This is a genomic window from Eubacterium maltosivorans (assembly GCF_002441855.2).
Taxonomy (GTDB): domain Bacteria; phylum Bacillota; class Clostridia; order Eubacteriales; family Eubacteriaceae; genus Eubacterium; species Eubacterium maltosivorans.
Genome location: NZ_CP029487.1, coordinates 981,942 through 995,929, shown reverse-complemented (window position 1 = coordinate 995,929; position 13,988 = coordinate 981,942). Strand labels below are relative to the sequence as shown.

At 53.3% G+C, this 13,988-nt stretch carries 13 protein-coding genes; 8 read left to right on the top strand and 5 right to left on the bottom strand.

Going from position 1 to position 13,988, the window contains the following annotated elements:
* Positions 1-22: 22 nt before the first annotated feature.
* The 4 genes from CPZ25_RS04965 (at position 23) to CPZ25_RS04950 (ending at position 4,729) form a co-directional block, all read left to right on the top strand.
* Positions 23-1,354 carry an amidase domain-containing protein gene (locus CPZ25_RS04965; protein WP_167495164.1) on the top strand — a complete coding sequence of 444 codons (1,332 nt, stop codon included), beginning with the start codon at positions 23-25 and terminating at the stop codon, positions 1,352-1,354.
* 404 nt (positions 1,355-1,758) lie between these two features.
* Positions 1,759-3,108, top strand: coding sequence for an amidase domain-containing protein (locus tag CPZ25_RS04960; protein WP_096919667.1), 1,350 nt, complete (start codon positions 1,759-1,761; stop codon positions 3,106-3,108).
* 352 nt (positions 3,109-3,460) lie between these two features.
* Positions 3,461-4,042: a glycerol-3-phosphate responsive antiterminator gene (locus CPZ25_RS04955; protein ID WP_074617296.1), complete on the top strand. Its 582-nt coding sequence runs from the start codon at positions 3,461-3,463 to the stop codon at positions 4,040-4,042.
* Between the two features lie 39 nt (positions 4,043-4,081).
* Positions 4,082-4,729, top strand: a complete 648-nt coding sequence (locus CPZ25_RS04950) for an SGNH/GDSL hydrolase family protein (protein ID WP_058694234.1) — start codon at positions 4,082-4,084, stop codon at positions 4,727-4,729.
* Between the two features lie 50 nt (positions 4,730-4,779).
* Here CPZ25_RS04950 and CPZ25_RS04945 read toward each other — a convergent pair whose 3' ends face one another.
* From CPZ25_RS04945 to CPZ25_RS04925, 5 genes are all read right to left on the bottom strand, one after another.
* Positions 4,780-4,986: a hypothetical protein gene (locus CPZ25_RS04945; RefSeq protein ID WP_096919669.1), complete on the bottom strand. Its 207-nt coding sequence runs from the start codon at positions 4,984-4,986 to the stop codon at positions 4,780-4,782.
* A 354-nt stretch (positions 4,987-5,340) separates the two neighbouring features.
* Positions 5,341-6,861: a 4Fe-4S dicluster domain-containing protein gene (locus tag CPZ25_RS04940; protein WP_058694236.1), complete on the bottom strand. Its 1,521-nt coding sequence runs from the start codon at positions 6,859-6,861 to the stop codon at positions 5,341-5,343.
* A gap of 23 nt (positions 6,862-6,884) precedes the next feature.
* On the bottom strand, positions 6,885-7,145 hold the full coding sequence (locus CPZ25_RS04935) for an NAD(P)H-dependent oxidoreductase subunit E (RefSeq protein WP_058694237.1): 261 nt from the start codon (positions 7,143-7,145) through the stop codon (positions 6,885-6,887).
* A 168-nt stretch (positions 7,146-7,313) separates the two neighbouring features.
* The gene (locus CPZ25_RS04930) at positions 7,314-8,672 is read right to left on the bottom strand and encodes a PFL family protein (protein WP_096919670.1); all 1,359 of its coding nucleotides are present in this window, start codon (positions 8,670-8,672) and stop codon (positions 7,314-7,316) included.
* A gap of 13 nt (positions 8,673-8,685) precedes the next feature.
* Positions 8,686-8,955, bottom strand: coding sequence for an ACT domain-containing protein (locus CPZ25_RS04925; RefSeq protein WP_013380838.1), 270 nt, complete (start codon positions 8,953-8,955; stop codon positions 8,686-8,688).
* A 286-nt stretch (positions 8,956-9,241) separates the two neighbouring features.
* On the opposite strand from CPZ25_RS04925, the gene mraZ reads away from it, so the two are divergent.
* From mraZ to CPZ25_RS04905, 4 genes are read left to right on the top strand one after another with little or no spacing between them, the layout of a single operon-like run.
* On the top strand, positions 9,242-9,664 hold the full coding sequence (gene mraZ, locus CPZ25_RS04920; protein WP_058694239.1) for a division/cell wall cluster transcriptional repressor MraZ: 423 nt from the start codon (positions 9,242-9,244) through the stop codon (positions 9,662-9,664).
* Positions 9,665-9,681: 17 nt separating this feature from the next.
* Complete coding sequence (rsmH, locus tag CPZ25_RS04915; protein ID WP_058694240.1) at positions 9,682-10,617, top strand: 16S rRNA (cytosine(1402)-N(4))-methyltransferase RsmH; 936 nt, start codon at positions 9,682-9,684, stop codon at positions 10,615-10,617.
* A 19-nt stretch (positions 10,618-10,636) separates the two neighbouring features.
* The gene (locus tag CPZ25_RS04910; RefSeq protein ID WP_096919671.1) at positions 10,637-11,149 is read left to right on the top strand and encodes a septum formation initiator family protein; all 513 of its coding nucleotides are present in this window, start codon (positions 10,637-10,639) and stop codon (positions 11,147-11,149) included.
* A 57-nt stretch (positions 11,150-11,206) separates the two neighbouring features.
* Positions 11,207-13,558, top strand: coding sequence for a penicillin-binding transpeptidase domain-containing protein (locus CPZ25_RS04905; protein ID WP_224168795.1), 2,352 nt, complete (start codon positions 11,207-11,209; stop codon positions 13,556-13,558).
* Positions 13,559-13,988 lie beyond the last annotated feature (430 nt).

Genomic DNA, 13,988 nt, shown 5'->3' with positions numbered 1-13,988 from the left:
ATACCTTCAAATGGAGAACAGAATGAGTGATAAAAAGCAAACAGTGCAGCCATGCAGCAAGCTGGTTCTGACCATTCTGATTCTGGCCATTGTTTTCCTGGAGGGGCTGGCAGCCTACGATTTTGTATCCGGCGGAGCCCTGGCCTATGAAAACTGGTCAAGAAGCTTCAGAGACCTGGAGGGATTGACAGAAGCCCGTGAGATCACCGTAACGGCCCGGAACGATAGCCAGTCCTTTGGCCTTGACACCGCGGCAGAGGACTGCATTCTGAGCTATATGTCCCTGTATTTTGACAGTGTGGCCTCCCTGGAAGAACAGGACCTCACGGCCCTTTACGACACTGCCGACCCACAGGCCGCCAGGGCCGCGGCCATCGACCAGACCGCGCTTTCCTACCTGATCGGGGTGAGAGCGCTGCAGCCAAACGACCTTAAAATGGACGCCTGCAGCATCGGTGTTACCTATGTTAATGCAGTGCCGCAGCCCGGCGGCAGCGTGCAGATCGAGGTGTTAGAGGACCAGGTCGTCAATTTTGCCTTTATTCCGGAGGTCGATGCCAGCAGCACCGGTATCCGGCATCTCTTTACACTTCGCAAAGACGGCGATGCTTACCGCATTGTGGCCCACGAAAAGGAGGAGGACGGCTACCTGCTCATTGAGGAATGCTATGAGAAGGAAACCGGCGGTGCAGACCCCGCCAATGTCAAAGAGGTTCTGGACCAGATCAAGTCCTCGTTGCTCGAAAGCGCCAGGGCGGCCATCGATTACCAGAACGCCCAGCGTGACACAGCGGCAGACAGCAAGGCGGCCGACAAGCCCCACGCCCATCCCTATGACCGGGGCGCGGCAGTGGCCTACGCCATGGAGTGGGTCGACCCGCTCACCGTAAAGCGCAACCCGGACTGGTTTCTCTACGACGGCTACGGCGGCAACTGCAATAATTTTATCTCGCAGTGCCTTTACGCGGGAGGCATCCCCATGGACTGGGACGGCTATGCCCAATGGAAATGGTTTGACGATGAGGTGGATACCTGGAACCAGCCAAGCGGCCGGTCGCCGGCATGGGCAGGGGTCGAGGAGTTCTATAACTACGCCGAGAACAACAGCGGCTTTGGCCTGGTGGCAGATGTTCATCCAAACCTGTACGCCGGAGAACCCGGAGATGTCCTGCAGTACGGCGCCACCGGGGAATGGCGGCACTCCGTGATCGTCACCGATGTGATCTACGGCGAGGATGGCAGGGTTCAGGACTATCTGATCAATTCCAACACAACCGACAGAATCAGCTATCCGGCCAGCGCGTATGCCTACTATGATTTCAGGCTCATACACGTGCTGGGCTGGAACGATTAAAGGAAGATGATGAAACCATTCATCATCTCAGCGTGTCGACAAAGTTATCCATGAGATGCAAAGCTAAAGCTTGAAATTGTTTGCGTTAATAATGGATAGTTGATAGTGGATAGTTGCAGTGCGCTTTCGCCTGTGGCTCAAGCGATTAATATGCGGCCAAAGGCCGCGTCCAATCAAATCGGCCAAGGGCTGATTTGCTCCCAAACTTTCAACCGTCAACTATCAACTATCAACTTGACAGCCTCTTTTTAACGCTTTATCTCTTGCTGATATCCTTTGTCTACAGTCTGAGATGATGAAACCATTCATCATCTTTTTTTATTGCGTCACATAATTGTCACAAAACTGTCACAAAAGTCGTCTATAATGTAAACTATCTTTGAGGAAGGATCGGAAATTGACAGATGAATCGACGGCCAGATACAAGGCAGACCAGAAGAAAGAACAGAAAGAGGCGGCAGGCGGCAGCGCTGGTGGCGCTGATGGCAGTGTTCATCGTGGCGGGCTCTGCGGCTGTGCGCCATGTGACAAGTGCTTTGGCCGCGGGGCGCAGCGCTGAGGTACCGGTCGAGGAGGCCGCCACAGACAGCTCGGAGGATAAAAAGAAGGTGGTTGTGCGCAACAGCCGAACCGCCTATGGCATTGACAGCGGCGAGGAGGACACCATCAGGGATTATCTGGACACCTGGTTTGGCGCTCTGGCAGACCTCAGCGAGCAGGACGTGACCCAATATTTTGACCTGTCCGACAGCCAGGGGGCTGTCAGCGCCGCCATCGACCAGACAGCCCTGTCCTTTCTGGTGGGCGTGCGGTCTCTCCAGGATAATGACCTGCGGCTTACGGGCTATAGCTGCGGCGTGACCTATACCGGAGCCCAGACGCTGGAAAACGGCGATCTGGAGGTGACGCTGGAGGAGGACCATGCGGTGCGCTTCAGCTTTATCGACGGGGTTGATTCCTACAGCTCCGGCATTGAGCATAGCTTTGTGATCCGCCGGGATGGAAACAACTGCCGGATCATTGAGCACCAAAAGGAGGAGGACGGCTATCTGCTCATCGAGGAGCGCTATGACGAAAAAAGCCAGGGCGCGGTACACGCTCAGTCCAGCCAGATTCTGGACCAGATCAAATCAGAGCTGCTGGATCAGGCGCGGCAGGATATTGACGCCTTAAGCCAGGCAAAAAGCCAGGCCGCAGCCGGCAGTGAGCCCGCTGCTCTGTGCGGCCATGACTATGACCGGACTGCCGCTGTGGCCTACGCCATGGACTGGGTGGACCCGCTGTCCGTTATCCGAAACGACGCCTGGGGACGCTATGACGAATACGGCGGCAACTGCAATAACTATATCTCACAGTGCCTGTACGCGGGCGGTATCCCCATGGATACCGAGGGGGAGGAGCAGTGGAAATGGTATGGTGATTCCGTTAATACCCGCCAGACAGCAAGCGGCCGCTCCGGCTCCTGGGCAGGGGTTGAGGAATTCTATGACTATGCCGAAGGTAACACCGGCTATGGCCTGGCAGCGGATACCACCGCCAATCTTTACACAGGACAGGCTGGGGATATCCTCCAGTACGGCGTGGACGGCGTGTGGAACCATTCCGTGATCATCACCGATGTGGTGAAAGGCGCTGATGGCAGCGTCAAAGATTACCTGATCAACTCCAACACCACCGACCGGATCAATTACCCGGCCAGTGCCTACGCCTATTCTGATCTGAGGCTCATCCGCATTCTTGGCTGGAACGATTAAGAAAGAGACGACCGTACGAAACGGGCGGCCGTCTCAAAGTGCAGACAAAGGATATCATGAACAGGCAGAGCGTTAAAGAGAGGACTGTTCAGTTGAAAGTTGAAAGTTGAAAGTTGAAAGTTGAAAGTGGATAGTGGAAAGTTCAGGTGCAAATCTGCCCCTCTACGGCTTCTCTAATTTAAAGCTTGACAACTGAAAAGGTTTAGCATATAATGTAAACAATTAATCATTCATTTAGGGACTTGAGTCTAAGAGTTGTCCGTATTATACCTTGTTACACAGTGTAACGTTTATTTGTTGTGCGATGAGGTATGATACGGATTTTTTATACCTAAAATCAGGAGGGATTTTTTTGGAAACGTCTAAACTGGAGCTGCTGCTCGCCGGCACGCGGATCATCCCGTCGGTCAATTCGGCAGAGGGGCTGAAGTGTGTGCTCACAAAGACCAGCCTGCCCTGCGTTATGCTCAAGCTGGGGGATATTAACACCCTGCCAAAAATCATCAGGCTCATTCACCAGTACGGGCGCAAAGCGGTGGTGCATCAGGATTCCATCAAGGGGCTGGCCCGGGACCGCACCAGCATCGATTTTCTGTCAAGGCTGGGGGCGGACGCAGTGGTCACCATGAAGCCCCAGTGTGTGCGGTGGATAAAGGAGGAGGAAATGCTCTCGATTCTGGGGCTGTTCCTCATTGATACCAACGCCCTGGCCACAGGCATCCAGAGCATTAATGAGAGCCGGCCCGACGCGGGACTGGTCATGCCCATGACCATACCGGGCAGCATCTACGAGGCCATTCTGCGCCAGATACGGGTGCCGCTTCTGGCAGGCGGGCTGGGCATGGAGGAAGCGCTGGTGACAGCAGCCCTGGATAACGGCGCCCTGGCCGCGGCCGTTACCAAGCCGGCATTATGGCAGACCATTGGTTCATAAGCCTTCGGGCTTAAAATATATTTTAGTGGAGGTAATATAATGAAAAAGACTGTTTTGATTTTTGGAGACTCAAACACCTGGGGCTGGAAGCCCTCAAACGACATGATCAAGCCGCTGGAGCGATGGGATGACGATGTGCGCTGGCCGGGCGTACTGCAGGCCGGCCTGGGGGACGGGTACAAGGTCATCGCCGACGGGCTTAACGGCCGTACCACTGTCTGGGACGATCCCATCGAGGAATACCGCTGCGGCAAGGACCAGATCATTCCAACCATGGACGCCCAGGCGCCCTTTGACATGATCATCATCTTTGTGGGCACCAATGACCTCAAGGTGCGCTATACCGTATCGCCCCAGGATATTGCCAACGGCGTGGGTATTCTGGTGGATAAAGCCCTGCATCAGGTCGGAGACTATACCGGCGAGCCCAAGGTGCTGTTGGTAGGACCGCCGCCGCTGGGGCCAATCGCAGACGGCGTGTTCAAGTACATGTTTGCAGGCAACGAAGAAAAATCCAAGGATGTCGCCCAGTTCTACAAGGGTGTGGCTGAAGCCTACGGTGTCGAGTTCTTCGACGCCGGAACAGTGGTAAAAAGCAGCGATGAGGACGGCCTCCACCTTCAGGCAGACCAGCACGAGCTGCTTGGCAAGGCCATGGTAGAGGAAGTTAAGCGTATTATTGGATAGTGAGAATAAAAAAGCGGGCAGGTCAAAAGGCCTGCCCGCTTATCGTGGTTTTACCGGGTCATATCGTCAATGGACGGATGGCTGGCGTGTTCGCGGCTGTTGTGCTCGCTGATGTTTACCGCCGCCTCTGAATTTAGATCAATTTCTTCCGAAATCACATCCTCCACATCCAGCTCCTTGGGATGCCCGGCTTTATCTTTGCGGTGCAGCTTGTTTTTTATTTTGTCAAATTCGCCTGCAATGGTGTGTTTTGTCATTTTATTTTCCTCCTCATCGTAAACGGCATAAATGCCTTTCTGTCTCGTTTATACCCAGAGCAGGGAGGGAGTATCAAAAAAAGACGGCCGCCTGTTTTGTACGGTCGTCTTTTTAATGATACGTGATCACTTCACAGCCTGCGCCACCCGTAAGTGCGCAGCTTTCTTATAAAGCTGTCGATGTGGGAGGCGGCGAAATAGCCCGCGATGCCAGTAAAAATGAATATTAAGAGTAAAAAGATATTTGCCATAGTTTCCACCTTCTTTAAGGATAGCTTATCACGTTTGGCGTGAAGGTGGTGTTAAGGCTTGGCGGATCGTATAAATATTTTATAAAGATGCTCTCTAGAGCGCTTATTTTTTATCGTCCATCAGATTCAGCTCAGACATATAGGCGCTCTTGGTCGCCAGTTTTTCGTCGGCCTCTTTCTGGAACTTGGTAACCGCTGTGACGGCCTTCTTAATCGGCATGAGTGTGCCGGCGCCGCCGATACAGCCGCCCGGGCAGGCCATGCCCTCCAACAGGTAGCCGTCACGCTTGCCAGCCTGGGCCAGCTTCAGCATTTTCTGGCATTCCCTCAGGCCCTCGGCGCGGTCGATCTTTACATCCACGCCCGGGTAGAGGTCATGGACTGCGTTGCAGATGGCGTCTGCGACGCCCCCGGCCACAGAATAACCCCGGCCGGCCGCGGTTGCGTCGTCCAGCTTGCCGTCGTCCCCGAGGTCGCCGAATTCAATGCCCTTGGCCACGAACATGCCCATGAGCTCCTCGAAGGTGATGACAAAGTCCACGTCGCTGCGCACGCTTTTTCTGGAGGCCTCCAGCTTTTTGGCCGCGCAGGGGCCGATAAAGACAATCCTGGACTTGGGGTGTTCCTTTTTAATAATGCGGGCCGTGGCCACCATTGGGGTCAGCTCGCCGGAAATGCAGTGGGCGATCTCCGGGAATTTTGTCTTGGCCATGACAGACCAGGAGGGGCAGCAGGAGGTGCCGATAAAGGGATCATCACCCTTAACGACTTTGTTGACATAGTGGTGGGCCTCTTCGACCGCGCCCAGGTCAGCGCCCAGGGCAACCTCCACCACATCGGCAAAGCCCAGCTCCTTAATGGCCTCCTTGATCTTCTCCGGTGTTGCCAGGGGGCCAAACTGGCCGACAAAGGCCGGGGCAATCTCGGCAATGACCTCATCGCCCTCCTTGATGGCGTGGATCAGCTGAAAAATCTGGGTTTTATCCGCGATGGCGCCAAAGGGACAGTTGACCAGGCACATACCGCAGGAAACACACTTGTCGTAATTGATTTTGGCCCGTCCCAGCTCGTCGCTCTCAATGGCGTCGACGCCGCAGGCAGCCGCGCAGGGCCGGTCGTATTTTACAATGGCCTCGTATGGGCAGGCCTCCCGGCAGCGCCCGCACCGCACGCACTTTTCTTTATCGATATGGGATTTGCCGTCCTTCATGTAGACTGCGTTTACCGGACAGACCGATACGCAGGGGTGCGCCAGGCAGCCCCGGCAGTTGTCCGTCACCATGAAAGCCTTGGGCTCACAGGCGTCGCAGGCAAAAGGAATAACATTAACCAGCGGTGGATCATAGACCTTTTCAGCGATGGCGCTCTCCTCCACATCTCTGGAGATGGGAGAAGGCTGGTCGACCGGGTATAAGGGCAGGCCAATGGCGAGACGCAGGCGCTCCCCGATGATGGCCCTTTCCTTAAAAACGCTGTCCCGGTAGTTTGCGACCTCTCCGGGTATAATTTCAAAAGGGATTTCTTCCACTCTACTGGCGTAATCGCCGCCCTCATAGGCCATTTTGGCAATGGCGGCAAAAACCTGACGACGGATTTTGGTCACAGGTGTGTAAATTCCTCTCATTTACAAATTCACTTCCTTCTTGATTATTTTGTCATTTCAAGAATTTGTGCCATAACAGTCTCAGTATTTGCCTTTTCGATCACAACATCTCCGACAGAAACAATAGGGGATTTCATTCCATGCCTTGCTTCGCCGATACATTTAACCGTTTCGATATAAATACCGCGTGAAAGCTCCAGAACATCCTTCACATCGTTTAAGCTCTCGATGGATTCGATGATGTCCATGGCGCCTTTCATGACACATTCTGTACAGACACAAACTGCTACTTTTAAATCTTCCATGTTTTCTCCCCCTGTTTGCCGGCCGCCGATAAATGCCAGAATGCCGCGCTGCGGTACCGTTCAAAATCAGCTGCATATATTGGATGCGCGCTTTCGTTATGAACGGCGCTGCGTCTTATATTTTGCCATTTATCTTAGGCCGGGCGTTAAATTTGAATTCGAATTTTTTTAATTTTTAAAGCTGTGGATCGGAGCGGGAATTTTGCCGCCGCGGTTCACAAAGACAGAGCAGTCGTTGGGATTGACTGCCATGATGGGCGCAGTGCCCAGCAGCCCGCCAAAGGAGGCAGACTCGCCAAGGCCCTTGCCGTATACTGGAATCAGGCGCACAGCGGTGGTTTTGGCGTTGATCATGCCAATGGCCGCCTCGTCGGCGATGATGCCGGAGATGGTCGCGGCAGGGGTATCGCCCGGAATGGCGATCATGTCGAGGCCGACGGAGCAGACACAGGTCATGGCTTCCAGCTTGTCGAGGGACAGCGCACCAATGGAGGCTGCCTCGATCATGCCCTCGTCCTCACTGACGGGAATAAAAGCGCCGCTCAGGCCGCCAACGGAGGTAGAGGCCATGATGCCGCCTTTCTTAACCGCGTCGTTGAGCATGGCCAGCGCTGCGGTGGTTCCGTGGGCGCCGCAGTGTTCCAGTCCCATCTCTTCAAGAATACGGGCAACAGAGTCGCCGATTTCGGGTGTTGGAGCCAGAGAGAGATCCAGAATGCCAAAGGGAACGCCCAGGCGCTCTGCGACTGTGGTGCCCACAAGCTGGCCGGCGCGGGTGATCTTAAAGGCTGTCTTTTTAATGATCTCAGCCATCTCGTCAAAGCTGGCATTCTGGTGTTTTTCAAGAGCCTTTTTGACAACGCCCGGTCCGCTGACACCCACATGCAGCACAGTGTCCGGCTGGCCGATGCCGTGGTAGGCGCCTGCCATGAAGGGGTTGTCCTCGACCGCGTTGCAGAAGACCACCAGTTTTGCGCAGCCGATGGAGTCGTCGTCGCGTGTGAGGTAAGCCGTCTGTTTGACAATCTCGCCCATCATTTTAACCGCGTCCATGTTGATTCCAGTTTTGGTGGAGCCAAGGTTGACAGAGGAGCAGACACGCTCGGTGCAGGCCAGCGCCTCGGGAATGGAGTTGATCAGGTTGAGGTCCCCCCGTGTAAAGCCCTTGGGCACCAGCGCGGAGAACCCGCCGATAAAGTTGACGCCGATTTCGTGGGCGGCTTTATCCAGGGTTTCGGCGTAGGCCACATAGTCCGTGTCATTGCTGGCCCCCGCAATCAGAGAAATGGGCGTCACCGAGACGCGCTTGTTGACGATTGGAATGCCAAACTCGGTTTCGATGCGTTCGCCCTGGGATACCAGGTGTTCAGCCATTCGGGTAATTTTGTCATAAATTTTGCGGCGGGCTTTTTCGCCGTCGGCGTCGATGCAGTCCATCAGAGAGATCCCCATGGTAATGGTACGGATATCCAGATTTTCCTTCTCGATCATACGGACGGTTTCAAGCACATCTTTAAACATTGCCATCGCGCATCACCTCTTAAATGGAATGCATGGCATTAAAAATGTCTTCATGCTGAATGCGGATCGACATGCCGATGGTCTTGCTGAGCGCTTCCAGCTCTTCCTTGAGCTGCGCGAAATCGCAGGTCATCTTGGTGACGTCCACCAGCATGATCATGGTGAAAAAGTCCTGCATAACCGTTTGGCTGATGTCCTCAATGTTGGCGTTGCTCTCTGCCAGAATTTTGGACACATTGTAAATAATTCCTGTGCGGTCCTTACCAATGACCGTAACTACTGCTCTCATTTATACACGTACTCCTTACAATTTAATAGCGTTAAAGTATTTGAATGATCCCTACTATATTAAACTAAAAAAGCGCGCAGAACAAGGGGTAATGTGGGTTGAAACGGACTTCAGCTTAAGTAATACCCAAAAATTATTAAAATAAAGAGCAAAAGTAAATATTTAATTTTTTAAGATTGGTGGTAATAACTTGTCCCTGGGTGGTGCATTGTGGTATAATGTGGGGAGAATTGGAGTAGTAACCCAATAAAGTGGGAGATTAGTGGAAGAAAGGGTGGCGTTTGGCATGTTCTTTGGCGAATACGAGCATAATATTGACGACAAGGGCCGTCTGATCATCCCCTCCAAATTCAGGGAGGCGCTGGGCAAGGACTTTGTCATCACCAAGGGGCTTGACTGCTGCCTTTTTGTCTTTTCAACCGAGGAGTGGGAGATCTTTGTGAACAAGCTCAGAACCCTGCCCATCTCGGATAAGGACGCCCGGGATTTCACACGTTTCTTTTTCAGCGGCGCCTCCGAGTGCGCGCTGGACAAGCAGGGGCGTATCTCCATTCCCGCGACGCTCAGAAAGCATGCGGAGCTGGAGAAGGAAACCAAGATTATCGGCGTTTCCAACCGGCTTGAAATCTGGAACACAGAAAATTGGGACAACTACAACAATATGGACGTCAGCGATATTGCCGATAAAATGGCAGAGCTGGGAATTTAGCAGAAAGGAGGGAGCCTTTGGAATTTTCACACACAACGGTGCTTTTGCACGAAACCGTAGATGGGCTGATGATTAAGCCAGACGGTACCTATGTAGACGGTACCCTGGGCGGCGGCGGCCATTCAGAGCTGATCTGCAAACGCCTGAGTAAAGACGGAACCCTGATCGGCATCGACCAGGACGATTTTGCTCTGGACTATGCGGGCAAACGCCTCGCGCCCTGCGCGTGCCACAAGCAGTTTGTCAAAAATAATTTTGTCAATCTGAAAGAGGTACTCGAGCTGACCGGCGTCTCACAGATCGACGGCATTATTTACGACCTGGGGGTTTCCTCCTTTCAGTTCGATGATGAAACCCGGGGTTTTTCTTACCATCACGACGGCCCACTGGACATGCGTATGGACAGCGGAGCAGCGCTGTCGGCCTATGAGGTCGTCAACACCTATCCGCCGGAGCGCCTGAAAAAGGTGCTGCAGGTCTATGGGGAGGAGCGTTTTGCCGGCCGTATTGTAAACGCCGTTATAAAGGAAAGGGAAACGAAGCCCATCGAGACGACCCTGGAGCTCAGCGAGCTCATCAAAGCCGCCTACCCGGCTAAAGAGCGCTTCAAGGAGAAGCATCCGGCGCGCAAAAGCTTTCAGGCCATCCGCCTGGAGGTCAACCATGAGCTGGACATTTTAGAGGATGCCTTTTCAGCGGGGATCGAAGCACTGAAGCCCGGAGGGCGCATGTGCATCATTACCTTCCATTCCCTTGAGGACCGGATCGTCAAGCATTTTTTCAAGGACAAGCAGAACCCCTGCACCTGTCCGCCGGAGTTCCCCACTTGCGTGTGCGGGAAAAAACCGGAAGTCAAGATTATAACGCGCAAACCGATCCTTCCATCAGCGGAGGAGATCGAGGCCAACCGCAGGTCCAGAAGCGCTAAGTTAAGAATTGCAGAAAAGCTATAGAACAAGGAGCAAAATCAAAATGGAGAACATGCAGAACAGTTGGGTTATTTCTGATACCATGAATTTGGATGCTGCTTCAGCCAGCGAAAGCCTGGGCCATGCCAGCACCCGCAAAAAATCACATAAAAAAGCTAAAAGTAACGTAAAAGCCGCCAGGGCAGGCAGCCGAAAACACCGCGGCCACGCCAAGGCCAAGGAGCTTACCGCCTTATCCTACCTGATGATCGCGGCAGTGCTCATCTTTGTGGTCTGCATCGGTCTTTTGTTCCAGCAGTCCATGATTTCAGAGCTGAACGAGGAAGTGCGCACCATGCAGGCTGAGCTTGAGGACAAGCAGGCAGTCAACGACAGTAAAAACGGACAGATTATGGCCAGCACCGATGATCTGAGCGGCATCGAGGCCACTGCCAGGGGCTACGGCATGACCACGCCCACTGCCGGCCAGTATGTCTATGAAACCACCATGGAAAACACGCAGAGAGCGTCAGCGGACACCCAGGGCGACAGTTGGCTCCGTTCGATTTTTAAATAATCGAGGGTGACAATGAGAGTGCGTAAGAGAAAAAAGAAAAATTTAAAGCAATCCCGTATGTATTATGCAATTGTTATTTTAGCAGTTGCATTTTTAATACTTGTAATAAAGCTGATGTATCTCCAGATTATCGACTCCACCGACCAGTACTCGCGTCAGGTGGATCAGCTGGTGGAGGAGGTGCCGTTAAAGGCCTCCCGGGGAAATATTTATGACCGCAACATGCGTATCCTGGTGCAGGACTCCTCAGCCACCGCTATCCACGTCATCCCGTTGGAGGTCAAGGAACCGGAAAAACTGGCAAGAGAACTCAGTGAGAAGCTGAACCTTGATTACCAGGAGGTTCTGGACAAGGTCAACAAGACGGAGGATGACAAGGTCGAGGTTAAAAACGGGGTTAAAAAAGGCGATGGCGAGAAGGTCGTGGCCGGCATCCCCGAGGGAGTCAGCTTTCTGGACGGCACCGTCTACGCAGTGCCCGATGAGGTCAAAGACCCCGAATCTGCCGCGCAGGTGCTGGTCAGCGTGCTGGGTATGGACTACGACGACGCCTACGAGGTGCTGACCCGCAAGGAAAACAGTGCGGTGCTCATCGAGGGCAAGGTTGACAACACCCTGGCCCGGGAGATTAAAGAGGACCAGGCCATTAAAAATGAAAAGGGCGAGACCAAGAGCTACAACGGCATTGAGCTCATTGAGGATAAACGCCGCTATTATACCAACGGCAATTTTGCCTCCTATGTCTTAGGGTTTACCGGGCAGGACCACACCGGGCTCACCGGGGTCGAATCCTCCTACAACGATCAGCTGAAGGGGGACGACGGCATCATTTATTTCCAGAAGGATGCCCAGGGAAACCAGATCCCTTCACAGACCAAAATCATCAAGAAACCGACCCAGGGCAAGGACCTGACGCTGACCATCGACAGCAATATTCAGATGCTGGCCGAGCGGGGACTCAAGTCTGCCGTTGAGGAGTGGAAGGCCAAAAGCGGCACCGCCATTGTCATGGATACCAAAACCGGCGAGATCATCGCCATGGCCACCCAGCCGGATTATAATCTGAACGATCCCTATTCCATCAGCGACTACTACAGTTCGAAGCATGCGGGCGACCTTAAGGATAAATCCAAGGCTGACCAGCTCAGTGAGATGTGGAAGAACCCTGCAGTCAGCTTTATTTATGAGCCTGGCTCTACCTTCAAAGCCGTAACAGCGTCCAGCGCTCTTGAGGAGGGCGTGGTGACGCCGGACACCAAGGTGTACTGCAGCGGCTCCATCAATATTAACGGCGTAACCGTCAACTGTACAGGCTCCCACGGCACACAGACAGTTTCAGAAGCCATTGCCAACTCCTGTAACCCGGGGCTGGTTCAGATCATTCAGAAGCTGGACCCGGCGCTGTTTTACCAGTATGTTTACAACTTTGGCTTTGGCAAGCAGACTGGCATCGAGCTCCCGGGAGAGGAATCCGGGATCATCAACCGCCCATTTGATGGAAACGGTGAGATCAACCTTCTGGACTACGCCACCTTCTCCTTTGGACAGGGCCTTGCCACCACACCTATTCAGCTGCTCTCAGCGCTGAACTGTGTTGTCAATAACGGTTACTATATGAATCCGACCATCATCGGAAAGGGGAGCAGCCAGCAGGAATATGTCAATAATCAGCTGAACGGCCCCAAGCAGATCATTTCCTCAGATACCTCGGCGGAAATGCGTAACATCATGAAAAATGTCGTCGCTGAAAACTCGACCCTCGCCAATCTGGCAGAGGGCTACAGTATTGGCGGCAAGACCGGTACAGCCGAAAAATTTGTGGACGGCGCTTACAACAGCACCTATTATGTTACCTCCTTTTTCTGCTACGCGCCGGTCGAGGACCCGCGATACTCAATCCTTATGGTGCTTGACGAGCCAGACCCCAGCGCCTTTGGGGGCACCAGCGCCGCGCCGACAGCCATTAATCTGATGAAGCAGGTTCTGGACTACATGGGCGGCCAGACCGACAGCGACACCCAGATTCAGCAGAACTCCATTACCATCCCGGACCTGATCGGCCAGGAAAAGGATTTTGCCGTTAAAATTCTGGAGGAAAAGGGCATCAAGTATAAGCTGGAGGTAAAGGGTGACGGTGATACGGTCATTTCCCAGAGCTTCCCGGCCCAGAGTGTCTACGACCCCAATACAGAGCTGGTGCTTGAAATTGGGTCCCAGAGCAGTGAAAATGGTGACAAAGTCACAGTTCCAGACCTGAATGGTATGTCCATCCAGTCTGTCAACGAGATTGTTACCGGCCTTGGCCTCAATCTTAAGGTCACCGGCTCCGGCTTTGCCACCGAGCAGTCCCTGGCGGCGGGAACCGTTGTCGATAAAGGCAGTGAGATCAGCGTGACTTTTAAGCCTTAAAGCATAAAGTAAAGGCAGCGACGACCGTACGAAACGTACGGTCAACGGTGTAGCGCGGGACAAGCAATGGATTTTTTTAGGATGCCGCAAATCCCAGCACTCTTACCTCACAGCTTCGACGGCTCTGCGTTATCTGTACATAATTGTACGGTAATGAGACCGTAGGCGCAGTTCGGTAAAGTGCTACGCTCTGCGGTGCGAAAGGGTGAAAAATCCATTGCTTTCTCATAAAATTGAAAGGCAGCGGTTCAGCTGCTTTTAGCTAAAAGAGATCAAAGCTGTCTGTTTAGGTTAAACATTCTTTATTTAAATATAACCTGCTGCGCCACAACACAATCAATTCTCAACGGAGCCGATGGATATTTATCCCCATGGCGCGAGCAGGGTATTTTACCGAACAGCGCCTGCGGTCTCATTGAGAAAGAATGCT